18 protein-coding genes are annotated in these 17,843 nt (G+C 44.8%); 4 read left to right on the top strand and 14 right to left on the bottom strand.

Annotated elements, in window-relative coordinates:
- Positions 1–18: 18 nt before the first annotated feature.
- Complete coding sequence (gene gldM / locus IM792_RS14475; RefSeq protein ID WP_194102597.1) at positions 19–1,554, top strand: gliding motility protein GldM; 1,536 nt, start codon at positions 19–21, stop codon at positions 1,552–1,554.
- Positions 1,555–1,567: 13 nt separating this feature from the next.
- Complete coding sequence (gene gldN, locus IM792_RS14470) at positions 1,568–2,479, top strand: gliding motility protein GldN (protein WP_194102596.1); 912 nt, start codon at positions 1,568–1,570, stop codon at positions 2,477–2,479.
- An 81-nt stretch (positions 2,480–2,560) separates the two neighbouring features.
- Here gldN and IM792_RS14465 read toward each other — a convergent pair whose 3' ends face one another.
- The 3 genes from IM792_RS14465 to IM792_RS14455 are packed head-to-tail and all read right to left on the bottom strand — an operon-like array spanning position 2,561 to position 6,789.
- On the bottom strand, positions 2,561–3,250 hold the full coding sequence (locus IM792_RS14465) for a response regulator transcription factor (protein ID WP_194102595.1): 690 nt from the start codon (positions 3,248–3,250) through the stop codon (positions 2,561–2,563).
- Between the two features lie 3 nt (positions 3,251–3,253).
- Positions 3,254–4,891: a HAMP domain-containing sensor histidine kinase gene (locus IM792_RS14460; protein ID WP_194102594.1), complete on the bottom strand. Its 1,638-nt coding sequence runs from the start codon at positions 4,889–4,891 to the stop codon at positions 3,254–3,256.
- Between the two features lie 8 nt (positions 4,892–4,899).
- Positions 4,900–6,789 carry a prolyl oligopeptidase family serine peptidase gene (locus tag IM792_RS14455; RefSeq protein ID WP_194102593.1) on the bottom strand — a complete coding sequence of 630 codons (1,890 nt, stop codon included), beginning with the start codon at positions 6,787–6,789 and terminating at the stop codon, positions 4,900–4,902.
- Positions 6,790–6,931: 142 nt separating this feature from the next.
- Between IM792_RS14455 and IM792_RS14450 the strand changes: the two genes are divergently transcribed.
- Together IM792_RS14450 and IM792_RS14445 are read left to right on the top strand one after the other, a co-directional pair.
- The gene (locus IM792_RS14450; protein WP_194102592.1) at positions 6,932–8,740 is read left to right on the top strand and encodes a tetratricopeptide repeat protein; all 1,809 of its coding nucleotides are present in this window, start codon (positions 6,932–6,934) and stop codon (positions 8,738–8,740) included.
- 21 nt (positions 8,741–8,761) lie between these two features.
- Entirely contained in the window at positions 8,762–9,073 is a 312-nt protein-coding gene (locus IM792_RS14445; protein ID WP_194102591.1) for a DUF4286 family protein, read from the top strand.
- 74 nt (positions 9,074–9,147) lie between these two features.
- On the opposite strand, the gene IM792_RS14440 is transcribed toward IM792_RS14445, so the two are convergent.
- From IM792_RS14440 to IM792_RS14390, 11 genes are all read right to left on the bottom strand, one after another.
- On the bottom strand, positions 9,148–9,957 hold the full coding sequence (locus IM792_RS14440; RefSeq protein WP_194102590.1) for an OmpA family protein: 810 nt from the start codon (positions 9,955–9,957) through the stop codon (positions 9,148–9,150).
- A gap of 3 nt (positions 9,958–9,960) precedes the next feature.
- Positions 9,961–10,626 carry a DUF2461 domain-containing protein gene (locus tag IM792_RS14435; protein ID WP_194102589.1) on the bottom strand — a complete coding sequence of 222 codons (666 nt, stop codon included), beginning with the start codon at positions 10,624–10,626 and terminating at the stop codon, positions 9,961–9,963.
- A gap of 45 nt (positions 10,627–10,671) precedes the next feature.
- A complete protein-coding gene (locus IM792_RS14430) occupies positions 10,672–10,950 on the bottom strand; it encodes a hypothetical protein (RefSeq protein ID WP_194102588.1) in 279 nt (92 codons plus the stop codon).
- A 13-nt stretch (positions 10,951–10,963) separates the two neighbouring features.
- Complete coding sequence (locus tag IM792_RS14425) at positions 10,964–11,536, bottom strand: DUF420 domain-containing protein (RefSeq protein ID WP_194102587.1); 573 nt, start codon at positions 11,534–11,536, stop codon at positions 10,964–10,966.
- Between the two features lie 8 nt (positions 11,537–11,544).
- Entirely contained in the window at positions 11,545–12,246 is a 702-nt protein-coding gene (locus IM792_RS14420; protein WP_194102586.1) for an SCO family protein, read from the bottom strand.
- Positions 12,246–12,602, bottom strand: a complete 357-nt coding sequence (locus IM792_RS14415; protein WP_194102585.1) for a cytochrome C oxidase subunit IV family protein — start codon at positions 12,600–12,602, stop codon at positions 12,246–12,248. Before IM792_RS14415 ends, IM792_RS14420 begins: the two co-directional genes overlap by 1 nt.
- 30 nt (positions 12,603–12,632) lie before the next feature.
- Positions 12,633–13,340: a cytochrome c oxidase subunit 3 gene (locus IM792_RS14410; protein ID WP_194102584.1), complete on the bottom strand. Its 708-nt coding sequence runs from the start codon at positions 13,338–13,340 to the stop codon at positions 12,633–12,635.
- Between the two features lie 22 nt (positions 13,341–13,362).
- Entirely contained in the window at positions 13,363–13,944 is a 582-nt protein-coding gene (locus IM792_RS14405; RefSeq protein ID WP_347343817.1) for a cytochrome c oxidase subunit 3, read from the bottom strand.
- Entirely contained in the window at positions 13,944–14,804 is an 861-nt protein-coding gene (gene cyoE, locus IM792_RS14400; RefSeq protein WP_194102583.1) for a heme o synthase, read from the bottom strand. Before cyoE ends, IM792_RS14405 begins: the two co-directional genes overlap by 1 nt.
- The gene (locus IM792_RS14395) at positions 14,801–15,862 is read right to left on the bottom strand and encodes a COX15/CtaA family protein (protein ID WP_194102582.1); all 1,062 of its coding nucleotides are present in this window, start codon (positions 15,860–15,862) and stop codon (positions 14,801–14,803) included. The genes cyoE and IM792_RS14395 overlap by 4 nt, the downstream gene beginning before the upstream one ends.
- Before the next feature lie 91 nt (positions 15,863–15,953).
- Entirely contained in the window at positions 15,954–17,840 is a 1,887-nt protein-coding gene (locus IM792_RS14390; protein ID WP_194102581.1) for a cbb3-type cytochrome c oxidase subunit I, read from the bottom strand.
- Between the last annotated feature and the right edge of the window lie 3 nt (positions 17,841–17,843).

Here is a 17,843-nt window from a genome sequence, read left to right as displayed (position 1 = left end):
TATATTAAAGAATAACACATGGCCGGAGGCAAACAAACCCCCAGACAACGAATGATAGGCATCCTCTACCTGGTGCTTTTGGGCTTGGTTGCCCTTAACGTACCGGATAGTTTGCTGGATGCCTTTAAAAATATAACCGACAGCTTAGATCAGTCGCGTACTAACGTTAGCACCAGTATACAAAACACCTACAGCGCCTTTGAGCAAACCAAGTTAAAGGAGCAGCCCGAGAGAGCCAAACCGATATATGATAAGGCTAAAGAGGCCAGTAAGATAAGTGAGGAACTGGATGCCTACGTTGAATCGTTACGTAAACAACTGGTTGAAGAAGGCGGTGGCATTAACGAAACTACAGGCGACGTTGAAAAACGCGATAACCTTGACATTTCGCCCCGCATCATGATCAACGGTAAAAATGCTGACGTACTAAAACAAAAGATAGAAGAAACCCGCGATAAGCTGTTAGCCTTACTTGACGCTAAGGATCGTGATGGTGTGAATTTTTCATTGAACACCACCGAGCCAAAAACTACGCCGGGTAATACCAAAAAAAGCTGGCAACAAGCTTACTTTGGCAATGGTATTCCGCTGGGCGCTACGCTGACTACGCTATCAAAAATACAATCGGACGCTAAGAATGCCGAGAATGAGGTTGTAAAGAAACTATTAGGCAAGGTAGACCAGGCCGTAGTAAACCTTGATAAATTCGCGGCTGTTGCAGTTGCGCCATCAAGCTACGTGGTAGCAGGCCAGCCATACACTGCCGAGATATTCCTGACGGCTTACGATTCAAAAAGCAACCCTACCATCACCGTTAACGGCTCTACCTTACAGGTGTCTGAAGGTCGTGGTAAATACACGGTTAACACCAGCAAAGAGGGCTTCTTTAAATACTCAGGTACTATTAAGGTTGTTGGTACCGATGGGCAGACCAAAACTTACCAGTTACCAATGCAGGAGTATCAGGTAGCCAAGCCATCGGCAGTAGTATCGCCTGATAAAATGAACGTGTTGTACATTGGTGTACCAAACCCTATTTCGGTATCAGCCCCGGGTGTACCGCTCGAAAAATTACGTGTTAGCGCACCGGGCGCTACCATTAAAGGCGCTAACGGTAAATATACCGCTACGGTTAGCTCAATAGGTACTGTAAAGGTTTCTGTATCGGGCGAGGTTGCCCCGGGTAAAACCCAGGTATTGGGCGTAACCGAATTCAGGGTGAAACGTATACCCGACCCTAAAGCCATGTTTGCCGGCAAAAGTGGTGGCAGCACCAGCTCTGCCAACATTCGCGGCCAGGAGCGTTTATTTGCCCGTTTAGAGAATTTTGAATTTGATGCTAAGTTTGAAGTTACCCGTTTCAGCCTGTTGCTGGCCAAGCCACGTCAGGATGTGATAAAGGTTACCTCAACCAGTGGCAGCGTTAGCCCGCAGATGCGCGCAGCCTTAAATACCGTAACACCGGGAACAAAGGTTATATTTACTGATATTATGGCCGTGGGTCCTGATGGCTCGCAACGCGGTTTGGATGATATAGTAATATCTGCAAATTAATTTGACAGGAACGATGAAGAAATTGTTGATCATAGCATTGGGTTTGGCGTTTACAGCCACCTCTTTCGCGCAAACCAAGCCTGCGCCGGGTAACACCAAACCGGCACCTACCAATGCCGCGCATGCCGCGGATAGCGTTGCACAGGCGTATGATCGCCCGCTTGATGGGTATTACACCAAAACTAATTTTGAGGAGCGTAAGGTTACCCCTTACCCTAACCTGCGCCAGGCCGATGTTATATTCGCTAAACGCGTATGGCGCGAAATTGATGTGCGCGAAAAAATGAACCAGTACCTGGCTTCGCCAAAATCACGTTTGATAGATGTGCTGATGGCTGCTATTGATGCCGGTGAACTTACCGCATACGACCCAACACCAAACCCGGCCAAAGGCGACCCAAGCGGTGATGCATTTTCAACGCCGTTAACCGGTGGGCAGGCAAAAGCACGCATGGCCGATAGCGCCGTGGTTGATCAGTTTGATGCCGATGGCAACAAAATAGGTTCAAGGGTACAGGCAGGTGAGTTTAACCCGGATAGCGTGATCAAGTTCCGCATTAAGGAGGATTGGGTTTTTGATAAGCAACGTTCGGTATTTGAGCCGCGTATTATAGGTATAGCACCACTGATCAGGTTCCAGGTTGAAGGTTTGGAAACTGATTACCAACCGGCATTCTGGGTATATTTCCCTGAAGCAAGGCAGGTTTTGGCTACCAAGGAGGCTGTTAGCCGCAATAATGACGCGACAGGCCTTAGCTTTGACGATGTATTTTTAAAGAGGCTGTTTAGCAGCTACATCGTTAAGGCATCTAATGAGAAGGACGAACGTATTAAAGATTATGCCCAGGGTATTGACAGGCTTTACGAGTCGGAGCGGATCAAGAAATCGCTTATGGACTGGGAGCTGACCTTGTGGCAGTACTAAAAGAGCTACTAACCATCCAGCTATATATGTTAAGTTTAAGGCCCGGCGATATTCATTGCCGGGCCTTCTTTTTTATGCTTTTTATTCGTGCGAGAATTTATAGCCTATCCCCCTTACCGTTTGTAAAAACTGCGGCGAATCGGGGTTATCCTCTATCTTTTTACGCAGGCGCACAATGTGCATATCCAGCGTGCGGGTGTTAACATCGGCATTGTAGCCCCAAACCTCCATCATCAGTTCTTCGCGGTTTATTACCTTGTTCTTGTTTTTCAGGAAGTAAAGTAATATACGGTTCTCTAAAATGGTAAGCTCAACCTTGCGGCCATCCTTTATCAGTAGGTGAGTATTCGGGTGATGCTCCATACCGGCAAAGCGGTATGATTCGGCCTTGTCGCTGTTTAGCGAGAACTTGATCTTGTTATCGATCATCGCTATCAGCACATCCATGTTGAAGGGTTTGGTAATATAGTCGGACACGCCGAAGTTATAGGCCTCTATCTTGTCCACATCCTGTGCCTTGGCCGTCATCATGATCACCAGCTTATCAAAGCCCTTTTCGCGTATGCTGCTGCACACGTCCGATCCTTGTTTGCCGGGCAGCATCCAGTCTAACAACACAATATCGGGCTGCTCATCAATTATTACCTGTTCGGCATCCTCACCGTTTGAGGCCTCCAACACTTTATATCCTTCTGATTCGAGGCGCTCGGCCACCAGAAAACGCAGGTTCTCGTCATCCTCAACCAACGCTATTTTAATTTCCTTACTCATGTATTATGTTTGATATGGGAGTATAACAATAAATTCCGACCCCTGGTTTACTTTGCTTTTAATCAGGATGTCGCCATCCATAAAATTAACCAGTTCCTTACAAAAAGCCAAGCCCAGGCCAACGCTGCCGTTTTGGTTATATTGGTTTTCGAGGCGGTAAAATTTCTTAAATATATTACTTAATTCTGTTTTGGGCACGCCTATACCCTGATCGGCGAATGAAAAGTGTACATTCTTTTTTTCGCGCCATATTTTAATGTCCAAAACCTTTTTTTGAGGGTGCGAGTATTTGTACGCATTCTCCATCAAATTCTGAAAAACACTGCCCAGCATTACCGGGTCGGCATTAAAAAAGTTGGCATCATCCTCAATATTCAGGCTGATCTGAAAATCAGGGTATTTGATACTGAACGTTTCGATATACCGCTTAATAAAGCTCTCAATATCGATACCTTCCTTCTTTGTCGCTATCGAGCGGTTCTCCAATTGCGTGAATGATAGCAGCCTGTTCATCAGCTCGTTCAGCTTGTCGGCTTCCTCATCCAATATGCGGCCGTAATGTTTTAACTGGCGTTCGCTCAGGGGGTTCTCGCCACGCAGGTTTGATCCCGCTATCTTGATCACACTTACCGGGGTTTTAAATTCGTGCGTAAAGTTGTTAATGAAATCGTATTGAAGCTTAAACAACTTCAAATTCACGTTCAGGTTACGGTAGATAAGCCATGCCGTCAACAGTAAAAAGAAATAGATCAGCAAGGCGATGCCACCAATAGGCATAAAGCGCCGGTTGATCTCGTTGGTAAGGTGCGACCTATCCGACACGAAGTAGAGCTTATAATTTGAAAAAGCCCCCGGCAGGGCAACCTCTGTTACTATTTTAGTTTGCTCGATATATAACGGATCATACACAACCGGCTCCACTGATATTTTTTGATAAAGCTCCCGGTGCGGGTTCTTTACCCGTATGTACCGGGGGTCGAGCAAAAAGGTCATCATGTTTTGTTTAAAAAAGGATTGCTGATTGCTTTTCTGCATCTCCTTATACATCTTGATGTCCTGTCGGCGCGGTACATTGAGGTATGATATCTTATCGGGCTTAACGTCATAAAACGTGCGGAATACCTCGTTTTGCGATGGCACGGTCAATGTATCGGCATGGTTAATAAAATCGTTCAGGCGGCCTGCCATGGCCCTGAAATCGGCCTCGTTTGATGGGCTGTAGCGCTCAACACTGTTAACCTTGGGCCAATTGGGCGTAAATTCATATACCGATTGCACGAATATACCCAGCCTGTTACGCTTACCGGGGCGTTTGCCAATGCGTATATCGTAAAAAACCACCCGACGCACAAAGGCGAAATTGGTAAATACCGACGAAGCATAAGTAGCAGCCGACGATGAATCTAAAAAACCCTGATAGTTGGATACCTCGGGAATCTTATTCTGAAAGAAATCGTTATACGGCGATATAGTTTGCTCCAGCACATCTATCTTTTTTGAGGAAAACTCATTTTCGACATACTTGCCCGTGAGGCTGTAGGCGGTAATAAAGGCAATGACCAGCAAAATGGTTATCAGCACCATAAAGATGATGATCAACGAAAAGTTTTTACGGTACAGATTGCGTTGCGCCTTAACCATGGTATGGCTTAATTTTTAGCCGACAGATTGGCCTCGAGGAATTTCTCCATTTCGGTATACATCAAAATACGGTTATCCTCGTTACGGAAGAATGAGCGTTCGTCGTTTTTGAGTATATAGTTCACCGGCACCTTCTTTTTGCGTAATTCAAGTACAAACTGGTTCAGCTCGGTAATGTTTGATCGTATATCCTTACCGCCCTGTAATATCATTAAAGGTACTTTAATTTTATCGGTATGAAAAACCGGCGATATGGCACGTAAATGCTCGGCATCCGTTTCGGGATTGCCTACCATTTCGTAGGTCATTTTAAGGTATGGTTTAAAAAACGGCGGGGCATCCTTTATAAAGGTAAAAAAGTTGATCAACCCGTTTTGTACAATGGCGCAGCGGTACATATCCGGATTAAATGATACCCCGTACAAGGCCGAGAACCCACCGAAACCGCCGCCATATATGGCGATACGTTTAGGGTTGGCTATTTTTTGCTCGATAAGCCAATTCACCCCGTCGGTAATATCCTGCTGTATTTTGCCGCCTACCTGCTTAAAGCCCGCATTACGAAAAGCCTTACCATAGCCCGCCGAACCACGGAAATTCATTTGCAGCACCGCGTAACCACGGTTGGCCAAAAACTGCACCTCGGAGTTATAGCCCCAGGTACTACGTGCCCAGGGGCCGCCATGCGGCATTACCACAACCGGCAGGTTTTTACCATCGCTACCTTGCGGCAGGGTTAGGTAACCGTTTATCAGCAAACCATCGCTGGCGGTATAGCTTATCGGCTTCATATCCGACATTTGGGCAGGCTCTATGCTCGAATTCATTTCGCCGAGGCGGGTAAGCTTGGCGGTAGCATTATCGTACAGGTAATATGATCCCGGGTCGCGGTCGGAGTATGTGTAAACGATGAACTTCTTTTCGGCACTATCACGGTCAACAATACGGGTTTCGTTGCCTTTAAAGTTAACACTTATCTTATCGTAGAGGGCCTTTACGCTGTCGCTAAAAAAGTGCTTTTGTGGTTTCGATTCCTCCCAGGCGGCAAAATCCATGCGGTGCTTATCCTTAAAATATTCCACATACATAATATCCGCGCGGTCATCCTTATAAACCACCTCAATCTGCTTACCTGTTTCGGCATTAATCTTTACCAGTGCCATCTTATCCTGAAACAAGTTCGACAAGGCGTAGAACACCTTGCTGTTACCTGTAAAAGCGATAGGCTTTATCGCATCCCTGAAATTACTTACCACTACGGGTTTAAAGGGAGTTTTTTCATCCGGGCGGTATAATATGGTGGTGTTCACCCCATCGGATGCACGTGCCAGCAGGATACGGCCATCGGTATCAGTTATCCAGTCGGTAATATCGCCGGGATTGGTAATGTACAACTCTAAGGCACCGGTGCGTATGTTGAGGTGATATACATCAAAAATGCCTTCGTCGCGTTTGTTTAAGCTTACCGTAAGTATATCCGGATCAACACGGCTGCGGCTCAACAGCCTGAACTTTACCTTGTAGCCCGTGAATACCTGGCGAGTTTTAAAGGTATTTACATCCAGCGCGAACATGGTAAGGCTATCGGTAACCACCATATCACGACTATAAATTATCTGGTTGTTGTATGTCCAAAAGTAATCGGTAACGGGGTTGTCGCTAAACTCGGTAACCATACGGCCCTTGCCATCAACCAACGATTGTACAAACAGGTTTTGCTTGCCGTTGTGCGATTTTAGGTACGATATATACTTACCATCAGGCGATATGCGGAAGAATGAGCGATCGGGCGTCTTAAAAAAATCAAGAATAGGGATCTTCTCCGGTGTTTTTTCACGACATGAAACCACTCCGGCAAGTATCAGTACACAAAACATCAGGCGCCAAAAACGCATCATTACACTCATCAAGCCACGTTATAAAATGTTAAATTAATGCATTTTAAAATTATATGGCCAAAGTGTCACCACAATTTTACCCGCGTAAACATAAATTTACGCAACGCTGCGTTTAATACTTGAAAACGGTATTTTTGAAAGGATGGATAAGCTGCGCACCCTTATATTTATTGCCCTGATGATGCTTTGCAGCAGTCTGCTCCATGCGCAAAATAATGAGCTTAAACTGGCCCAGCAATACAGCACCAACGGCGAATTACAAAAGGCCTACGAGATATACCAGAAACTGTACAAACAAGAGAACGAAGCCTACTACCCTTTTTATGTGAACAACCTTATCGCCCTCAAAAAATTTGACGAGGCGGAGAGCATCACTAAAAAGATGATCAAAAAGTTTCCTGATGAGAGTGAGTACACGCTAAAGCTGGCCAACATCTATACCCAAAAGGGCGACACTGATAAGGCTAATGGCATTTACAACGACATGATCAGCAAGATGCCTGCCGAGCCGGGGGCGGTATCCATGATCGGGATGCAGCTGTATCAAAGCGGTAATATGGAGTACGCCATTAAAGCCTTTAAGCAGGGGCGCAAGCTGCTGAATAACAACTCATCCTTTAGCCATGAGCTGATCACGCTGTACCGATACAATCGTGATAAGGCATCGTTGATTGAGGAGTATATGAATTTTCTTCCTCAAAATCCGGGGTATGCCAGCCAGGCCAAGAATACCATGCAGGCACTGTTTGAGGATGCAGATTACGATGTATTAAAGGCGGCGCTGTTTAAACGTATACAAAAAGACCCATCTCAGGTTGCGTATACCGATCTGCTTACGTGGTTATTTTTGCAGCAAAAGGAGTATGATCAGGCTGTTAATCAGGCTATCGCCCTAAACCGCCGCAGCAATACCGATGGCGAAAGCATCGTTGAACTATGTCGCATACTGGTTGAGAACAAGGCTTATGATGAGGCTATCCGCGGGTATGAATACGTGGTAGCCAAAGGGCAAACGGAGCGCTGGTTCATCCCCGCCAAAATTGAGTTAACCGATGCCAAAAGTCAAAAGATAACATCGGGCGCGTATACCGCGGCTGATCTGGCAAGTTTGGAGCAGGATTACAAGGATCTGCTCACGCAATTCGGGCGAACACCATCTACCGTATTTGCCATGAAACGACTGGCTAACCTGCAAGCCTTTAAACTGCATAAGTTGAATGATGCTCAGCAACTGCTACAGCAAGCCATTGCCCTGCCGGGCCTGAACGCGCAAACACTGGCTACCTGCAAGCTTGATCTGGGTGATGTGTACCTGCTTAACGGCAAGCCCTGGGAAGCCACATTGCTATACAGCCAGGTTGAAAAGGATAAGCCCGACAGTGAAACCGAGCAGGATGCCAAGCTGCGCAATGCCAAGCTGGCCTATTATACCGGCGATCTGGAATATGCCAGGGGGCAGCTGGGTGTGTTAAAAGCCGCCACATCAAAGCTGATAGCTAATGATGCACTTAATCTGCAATTACTGATAACCGATTATTTAACTAACGACAGTACCGGCGCAGCGCTTAAAATGTATGCCCGTGCCGATATGCAGATTTTTGCCGATCAGCCCGAAAAAGCCATGCGAACGCTGGATAGCATTGATGTTAAGTATCCGGGTAATTCGTTAGGCGATGATATACTGATGGCCAAAGCCCGCATCATGATCAATAAAAAAGATTACGCGGCGGCAAGCACTAACCTGAAAACCATTGCCGACACGCACTCAACCAGCCTTTGGGCTGATGACGCGGTGTTTATGCTGGGCGATTTGTACGAGAATAATTTGAACAATAAGGAGCTGGCCAAAACCTACTACCAGAAAATAGTGACCGACTATCCGGGTAGTTTGTGGCTTAACGAGGCGCGCAAACGTTTCAGGGTGTTGCGTGGCGATGGGCAGGGCACCTGATATTTTTTATATTTTTGCAGCATGATCATTTACAACGAAACCGTTATTGTGGAAGAAGCCAGCCATACCGAGTGGCTTACCTGGATGCAGCAAACCCAGTTGCCCGCTATTATGGCTACCGGCCACTTTAAGCAACATAATATTTTACACGTAATGGATTCGCCTAACGAGGGTGTAACCTACTGCGTGCAATACCATGCCGATAAATTGGAGAACGTAGAAGCCTATTTTACTAACCACCTTGACGGCTTTCAGGCCGAGCAGCAACAACGCTTTGAGAACAAGCTGGTAACCTTCAGCTCATTGATGCAAACTGTGCCTCCTATTTTTTAAGTAGAATACTTACAGCATAAAAAAGGGATCGTTATTTGGTAACGATCCCTTTCTGTTTGTATTGAGTGTATTACTTATTTTGTTGTTATCAGGTTGTACAGTTCATCCAGTTTAGGGCTAAGTACAATTTCAATACGCCTGTTTTTAGAAAGAGCTTCTGCCGAAGTACCCGGGTCAATAGGCTGGAATTCACCTTTACCCGTAGCCGTTATACGTGCCGGATCAATATGTTGCTCCTCTGTTAAAAAGCGGCTTACTGAGGTAGCGCGCAGTACGCTCAAATCCCAGTTATCTTTTATTTGGCCAAGGTTTTTGATCTTCTTGTTATCGGTATGCCCTTCAACGGATATATTGATGTCGGCTTCTTTATTCAATACGGCAGCCAGTTGTGTAAGGGCTTGCTTACCCTTATCATCTATCACAATACTACCCGAAGGGAACAGCAATTTATCAGTTAATGATACATACACCTTGCCGTTACGTATATCAACAGAAAGACCACTCTCCTGGAAACCAAGCAATGCTTTTTGCAGTTTATTCTTGAGGGCATTGGTAGCTTCATCGCGCTTGCGCAGTATCTCCTCAACCTCTTTTAACCGGGCCTCACGCTTTTGCAGGTCGCTTGATAGCTGGTTAACCTTGCTTGAGCTTGCGGCATAGTTAGTGTTAAGGGTTTTGTAATTGCCATTCAGTTCGGCCAGCTCGCGGGTAAGTCTTGTCGAATCACCTTTCAGGCGCGACAGTTCTTCTTCAAGCGTTTCAGAGCGACGGCTTAGCGAGTCGATCTGCGCCAGCATGGCTTTGTGTTTTTTAGGGGATAAAATAACGCAGGACTGGAATAGCAGCGCTGCAAATAAAAAAGCGAAAAGGTACTTTATCTTCATAGTTTAAACGATTGCATTATTCAGGAAAACGTTAAGCGGGTAGATGTGGCTACATACCGATGCTACGTTGGCTACAATATCCTTCTTGATCACCTCGCTATCGGTAAGCTTACGCCAGGCTACAAAGCTTTTTAGCTTTAACAGTTCAATATTCTCGTTATCGGCAGCATAATTGCGCGGGTTGGTTTTCAGTTTCTCCTGATCACGAAAATGGCCGAACAGTTTGATGAATTCCGGGGCGTCAACTATCTCTTTCAGTTCGTGGGCATTATAGTCTATCTCCTGCCTTATGGCCTTTAGGTGATTGGCCTCGGGCATCCAGTAGCCACCGGCAATAAATGAATTGCCCGGCTCTATCTGCACATAGTATTCAGAACCACGGCTGCCGTTAGGGTGCTGGCGCGGAATAGTTATACCGAAATTCTTTTTGTAAGGTGTTTTATCCGGACTGAAGCGAACATCGCGGTATATACGCAATACAGCTTTTTTAGGATCAACATCTGTATTAATGTTCGGGTCTGCCTTAGCCAGCTCCTTGATCAGGATGGCGGCAAACTCAATTACATTTTCGCGGGCCTGATCGTGGCGGGCCTTATTGGCCATAAACCAGTCGCGGTTATTGTTTTGGGCGAGGTCTTTTAAAAAATCAAGCGTTTCCTTTTTTATCATAGGTAGTATTAAGGGCTGACCGCTTGTTGCAAGAGGGCAGATTTTTTAGTTAAGATGCAGCTTTTCGTTTCGCATGTTAAGCTCAACGTTTTCTTTACGGCGATACTTTTTGTACCAAACATAACCGCCAATAGCAGCCGCTATGTAAGGCATAGCCAGCAGGTAAAGTATACCATTGTTAAGGCCTGCTGTTTCGTTACCGCCATTTTGCGCGTCGGACTCAACGGTGGCCGAACACATAGCGCATTGCGCCATTACAACATCGCTGCTAAGCAATATTAAACCGGCAACCATGGCCACAAAAAACAGTTTAAAAGCCTTCATATAGCAAAGTTAATTAAAAATGGTAATACGGCGATATCATCAGGTAAACTACCACGCCGGTAATGGTAACATACAGCCATATCGGGAATGTCCACCTAACCAGTTTGCGGTGTTTTTCAACCTGCATTTGCAGGCCTCGGTAAAAACTCAACAATATTAACGGCAGTACGCCTGCCGCAAGTATAATGTGCGTAATTAAAATTATAAAGTATATGTAGCGTATGCCACCAACCTGCGCTTTCTCCGCATCGGTTACAATATGGTCGCCATTAATATCACCAAAATTGGTTTCGGGCGCCAGGTAATGAAACAGGATGTACGATACCAGGAATAATGATGATAAACAGAACGCAGCAATATTCACCTTTTTGTGCATGCTAATGTTGCCCTTTTTAATGTAATAAAGAGATATCAACAATAACACCGAACAGGTGCCATTAAATATGGCATTCAGTTTTGGTAAAAAATAAGTGAATGAGGGCAGCTCGGCAGGGGCAGGTATTATTTTACGGTTGAGGATGATCACCACCAGTAAAACAAACACCGACACAGCAGCTACAAAACGGAATATGAATTTATCACTCATCTCAACAATCAATTAGGGGCTTTTATTTTGCGCAGTTCCTCGGCTATCTGCACTTTTATCTCATCATTTAACTTATTCACCTCCGGCGCCGATGTACCGGTGTAGTAGCCGCGAATATGCTTCTCCGCGTCAATCAGTATCAGCTTATCGCTAAATACAAACTCCTTATCGTTCACCTTAAGCGCGTTCACCAAAAAGCCGTTGCGGGCAAGGTTATATACCGAAGAAGTATCGCCCGTTAAAAACAACCATTTACCGGCAGGTATATCCTTGTATCGGGTGGCATACTCTTTTAACTTCTCAGGCGTATCATGCTGCGGATCTACCGATATGGACAGGAAGTATACCATATCATTCTTGCGGTAATTGAGCGCCAGTTTACGCACGTTATCGTTAATGTTTTTGCAAACATCAGGGCAACCGGTATAAAAAAAGCTGGCTATAAATATCTTTTTCTCAAACCCGGCAGTGGTTACAGGCTTACCGTACTGATCAGACAGTGAAAAATCGGGTAGCTTGTGGTAAGTAGTGTCAGGTATCTTTTCGCCGTGAAACTTATGGAACGAGCCCGAAAGCTTTTTGGGGCCAAAATAATTAAGCCCTTTATAACGGTTTTTACCGCCAACGGTAAGTAAATAATATAAAAATCCCGGTACTGCAAGTATGAGTACCAGGATTATCAATTTCTTTCCTAAGCCGGAATTACGCATTATCTAATAAGATCGATCCAGTGGTGGCTTTCGTTTGTAAGTACAAGGATCAAACCGATAATGAACAATATAGGCACTACTAATGAGTAGATCAGGCCTACCTTTTCAAACTTTAAGTGCATAAAGTATGCTACAATGTAGAATGCTTTAGCCAAAGTAAGAATGATGTAGATAGGGTTGGCTATGTTTAACGGAATAGTACCGCTTGGAACCAATGATAGAGCGATGATGAACTCAATTACGGTAATACCAAGCAGGATGAAAAACACCTGCCAGATTTTTCCGCGGCTCATTGAAGCATGTTCTTCGTGGCCGTGCTCATCATGCGCGTGAGCTTCTGTATGTTGTGCTGACATAATTTCTTTTTTATTTATCAGTTAAATAGATCAAACTAAATAGAAGAAGGTAAATACGAATACCCAAACAAGGTCTACAAAGTGCCAGTATAAACCAACTTTTTCAACCATCAGGTAACTACCACGACGCTCGTATGTGCCTGCCAATACGTTGATCAGGATAACGATGTTGATGATAACACCACTAAATACGTGGAAACCGTGGAAACCGGTAATAGTGAAAAACAGATTAGCAAATTGTTGTGTATAGGTTGCTGAAACGGCACCCTCCTTAAAGAAGTGATCGAGCTCCTTCGGAACGCTGCCCCACCAAAAACCTTCGTGGTGTAAGTGTGCCCACTCTAAAGCCTGGCAACCCAGGAACATGAAACCACCAATAACGGTAGCTATCATCCACCACGATACTTCCTTTTTAGCATTACGATGGCCGGCCTCAACAGCCAATACCATAGTAACCGAGCTCATGATGAGTATGAACGTCATGATACCTACGAAAACCAGCGGAGCGCCGTGATCTATCATACCCGGAACTGATTGGAAAACCAGCTCGGCTGATGGCCACACATCCGCGCTGAAACGCAAAGCACCATAAGCTATTAATAATGATGAGAAAGTGAAAGCATCCGATAACAGGAAGAACCACATCATCATTTTACCGTACTCTACCGAAAAAGGTTCACGACCTCCGGCCCACGGCGTAGTCTTAACTTGATCAATTTGTGATACTGTTGTACTCATTTGTACTCGTTTGTAGAATTAATTATTTCTGGTTCAAAAGTAAAAAAACATACAGATAAATCCATATAATATCGACAAAATGCCAAAATATAGCTGACATATCCATCCAAAAAATACGCTTTACCTGCGATATATTACGGTAGCTGCCTACCAGTGAATTAAGCAATAACAACAAGCCGGCTACAATATGCAATAAGTGAGCGCCGCTTAGTATATAAATAAATGATTGAGCTGCATTATTGTTTACAATATAAGCACCTATGCTCACCAAATCATTCCAACCGGTTAGTTGTAAAACAAAGAATACTATTCCTAATACTATGGTGAGTATTAAAAACATTCTTTGTTGAGCAAACTTCAATGCCTTTGCTGCCTTTGACGCCAAAAACATAGTTACGCTGCTTAAAATAATGGTAACTGTGCTATACAAGAAAGTGGTAGGCATTTTGAGATTAAGCCCCTGCCCTTTTCCTCCTATATAAACAATGAAACCACTTGTCCATGCAGCAAATACCATGAACGATGAGAACACGATAAGCCACATCACAAATTTCTTGGCTGTATAATCTTCTCTGTCCTTTTGCTGTATCTGAGCCATCATCATTACACTTTTCCTATAAAATCAAATAAAAACATCAATTGTACCACCGGCAGGTATAAAAACGAACCGTACATCAGGCTTTTGGCCGATTTGATATCGCGGTTGCGCATCAGCATAAAGCCCTGGTACAAAAATACCAAACTCAAAATTAACGATACCACACCAACATACATACCGCCGTAGCCATAATAAGTTGGCAGCAAGCTTATCGGCAGCATGATTACCGTTGATACAAAGGCGAACACTGCGCTAACAATATCCCTGTTACCCGAAGGCAACAAACGGAAACCTGCCAGTTTATAATCATCATCTAACACCCAGGCAATAGCCCAAAAGTGCGGAAACTGCCATACAAATTGCACCGCGAACAATACCAGCGCTATTTCATCAATTTTTGGATGCGCGGCCACATAGCCAATAAGCGGCGGCAATGCACCCGGTATAGCACCCACAAACACCGCGATAGGCGATTTACGCTTTAACGGCGTGTAAGCAAATGCGTAAAGCAATATCGAAAACACTGATAAAAAACCTGCCGTTGGGTTAAGGCTACCTAACAGGTAAGTACCAAATATGCCCATAAATAAACTAAGCACAAGTGCTTGCCCGGTGGTCATACGGCCGGCAGGTATTGGCCTGTCGCTGGTACGTTTCATCAGTTTATCAAGGTCTTTTTCGATGATCTCGTTAAAGCCATTTGCTGCCGATGTAACCAGGAAACCGCCTATAATAAGCATTACCCAGTTTTTCCACTCAATAACGCCGTTTACCTTACTGCCGATAAGGAATGATATAGATGCCGAGAACGTTACCAAAAAGGTAAGCCTTAGCTTAATTAGTTTTGAAAAATCTCCCGCTTTCATCCTCTCCCTCCTTGCACATCAACTGAACGGTATAAGTTCAGGAATAAATAGAACTGCGCGCCAAACACCAGGCTGGCCAGCAATATGTGCGATGCCTGCGCGAACGGCGGCAACGCCCAGTATGATAACACCACACCGGTAACTATTTGCAGCATGATCATTAAAAACGTAAAGCTCATAAACTGCTGCTGAATAGAATGGCGACTGAAATTTTTACGCAGCAAAGCGTATAGCAGCACATTCACTATCAGCACGAATAAAGCCAGGTTACGGTGATTATGAAATATCTCACCGGCGTTTTCAACCCATGTTTCGCGGTAGCCGCCCAATAAATGGTCAGATACCGAATCTATCTTTTCGCGCACCTCTGTGCCTATGGCTATCTGTATCAGCGAAAGCACCAGGGCGATCACTGTTATTACGTAAATTATCCCTTTTTTATGAATACGCGGGCGACCTAATGTTTTAACCATGTGGTATGTGGTTATGCTGATGGCTAAAATAGCTATAGCCAATAACATATGCACCGTAACTATCCACGCAACTAAATTTGTTGACACTACGATGGAACCCAGCCATGCCTGATACACTACCAAAAACAAATTCAGTACGCTCAACACTACAATAAGTTTATTGCTGCTCCAATACTTGAATGAGTAGATGGCGCTCAGCAATAAAAATATACCGCAAACAGCACCCACCAAACGGTTGATATACTCTGTCCAGGTCTTGGCGGCATTGAATTCCTCTGGTATCAGTATCGAGCGGTCTTCACGTATACGGCGAGCCATATCATTGTAGCCAAAAAGGTCGAGCGTTTTAGCGAAACGCTGGTTTTTCAACTCGCGTTTCTTTACGTATTGCTCTTTATAATCCTTTGGCAGTTGCGATACATCAGTAGGCGGAATGTAGCCACCGAAGCACTTAGGCCAATCGGGGCAACCCATGCCCGAGCCTGTGCTGCGCACAACGCCACCGGCCAGTATCGTTAAAAAAAGCAAAATAACAGTGATAAGGGTTATCGTCTGAAATCTGTTCTTTGCTTTGTTGTTACTCATTATAATTCCTAAAAATTTAGGGTATCTGCCAGGGAATTATTCCGGTACAGATACCCTAAAAAAATCAGATCAGTAAAGGCCCCGAAGAAGCTTATTTTACTTCTTCGTTAGATCTTTGTGTATTTGTCCATTTGTTGTACTCCTCCATGCCTACAGGATTGTTTTCAAAGTCGTGAGGCAGGTTTGAGCTCATAGTTTCAGAGTAAGGCACAGTTTGAGGGATAAAGTCCTCATCGTGGCCAGGCTTGCTGTAGTCGTAAGGCCAACGGTAAACAGTTGGTATTTCACCAGGCCAGTTACCGTGTATACGCTCGATAGGAGTTGTCCACTCAAGCGTGTTTGAGTTCCAAGGGTTTTGTGTGGTTTTCTTACCGAAGAATATCGAGTAGAAGAAGTTGAACAGGAATGCTACCTGCGCCACAGCTGCCATGATGGCCGCCCATGTAATAAATGTATTTACTGACAACCAACGCTCAAATGATTCGAACTCGGTGAAAGCGTAGTAACGACGAGGCACACCATCCAGACCCATAAAGTGCATCGGGAAGAATACCAGGTAAGCACCGATGAAAGTGATCCAGAAGTGCAGGTAACCCAGTTTCTCGTCCATTAAACGGCCGAACATTTTAGGGAACCAGTGGTAAACACCGGCAAGCATACCAAATATAGCCGCCGAACCCATTACCAGGTGGAAGTGAGCTACTACGAAGTAAGTATCGTGCAGGTTGATATCCAGCGCGGCGTTACCCAGGTAAATACCTGTTAAACCACCCGAGATGAAGAATGATACCAAACCGATAGCGAACATCATAGCCGGGGTAAAGCGAATATTACCGCGCCATAAAGTTGCCAGATAGTTGAATGTTTTTACTGCCGATGGTACCGCGATGATCAGTGTAGTGATCATGAACACACCACCCAGAAACGGATTCATACCCGTAACAAACATGTGGTGACCCCATACGATGAATGATAGTACAGTGATACCAACCAGTGAGTAAACCATCGCGTGGTAACCGAAGATAGGTTTACGTGAGTTGGTAGCGATGATCTCAGACGAGATACCCAACGCAGGCATAATTACGATGTATACCTCAGGGTGACCCAGGAACCAGAATAAGTGCTGGAACAGGATAGGGCTACCACCCTCGAAAGGTTGAGGCACGCCACCCAATACAATGTCAGATAAATAGAAGCTTGTACCAACGCTGCGGTCAAATATCAATAATACCACACCGGCAACCAGTACAGGGAATGCTAATACACCAAGGATAGCAGTAAGAAAGAAAGCCCAGATAGTAAGCGGCATTTTCCAAAGATCCATACCTTTAGTACGCATGTTTAATACAGTACTAACGTAGTTTATACCACCCATTAACTGTGAGGCTACGAATAATACCATACTGATCAGCCACATGGTCATACCCATATCTGAACCCGGCATTGCTTTTGGCAGGGCCGAAAGCGGTGGATAGATAGTCCAACCCGGACCGGCAGGGCCTTTCTCGATAAAGAAAGAACCGATCATTACCAAACTCGCGATGAAGAATAACCAGTATGAAAGCATGTTCATGAAAGGCGAAGCCATATCACGCGCACCTAATTGTAATGGAATAAGCAGGTTACTGAAAGTACCTGACAAACCAGCGGTTAATACAAAGAATACCATGATGGTACCGTGAATGGTAACTAACGACAGGTAGAAGTTAGGGTCCATACGGCCTTCAGGCGCGAAACGGCCTAAGATGGTTTCCATCAAAGGGAATGCTTTATCAGGGTATGCTAACTGTATCCTGAAAAGGATTGACAATAGCATAGCAAATACTGCCATTATAATACCTGTAATAAGGAATTGCTTGGCAATCATTTTATGATCCTGACTGAATATATATTTGGTCAGGAAAGTATCATGATGATGTTCGTGACCGTGTTCGTCGTGGTGTACTCCGTGATGATCCTGAACTGATAATGTTGACATAAT

Source organism: Mucilaginibacter sp. JRF, from assembly GCF_015223065.1.
GTDB lineage: Bacteria > Bacteroidota > Bacteroidia > Sphingobacteriales > Sphingobacteriaceae > Mucilaginibacter.
The sequence above is the reverse complement of the archived record's forward strand: the minus strand, read 5'-3'. Positions and strand labels throughout refer to the sequence as shown.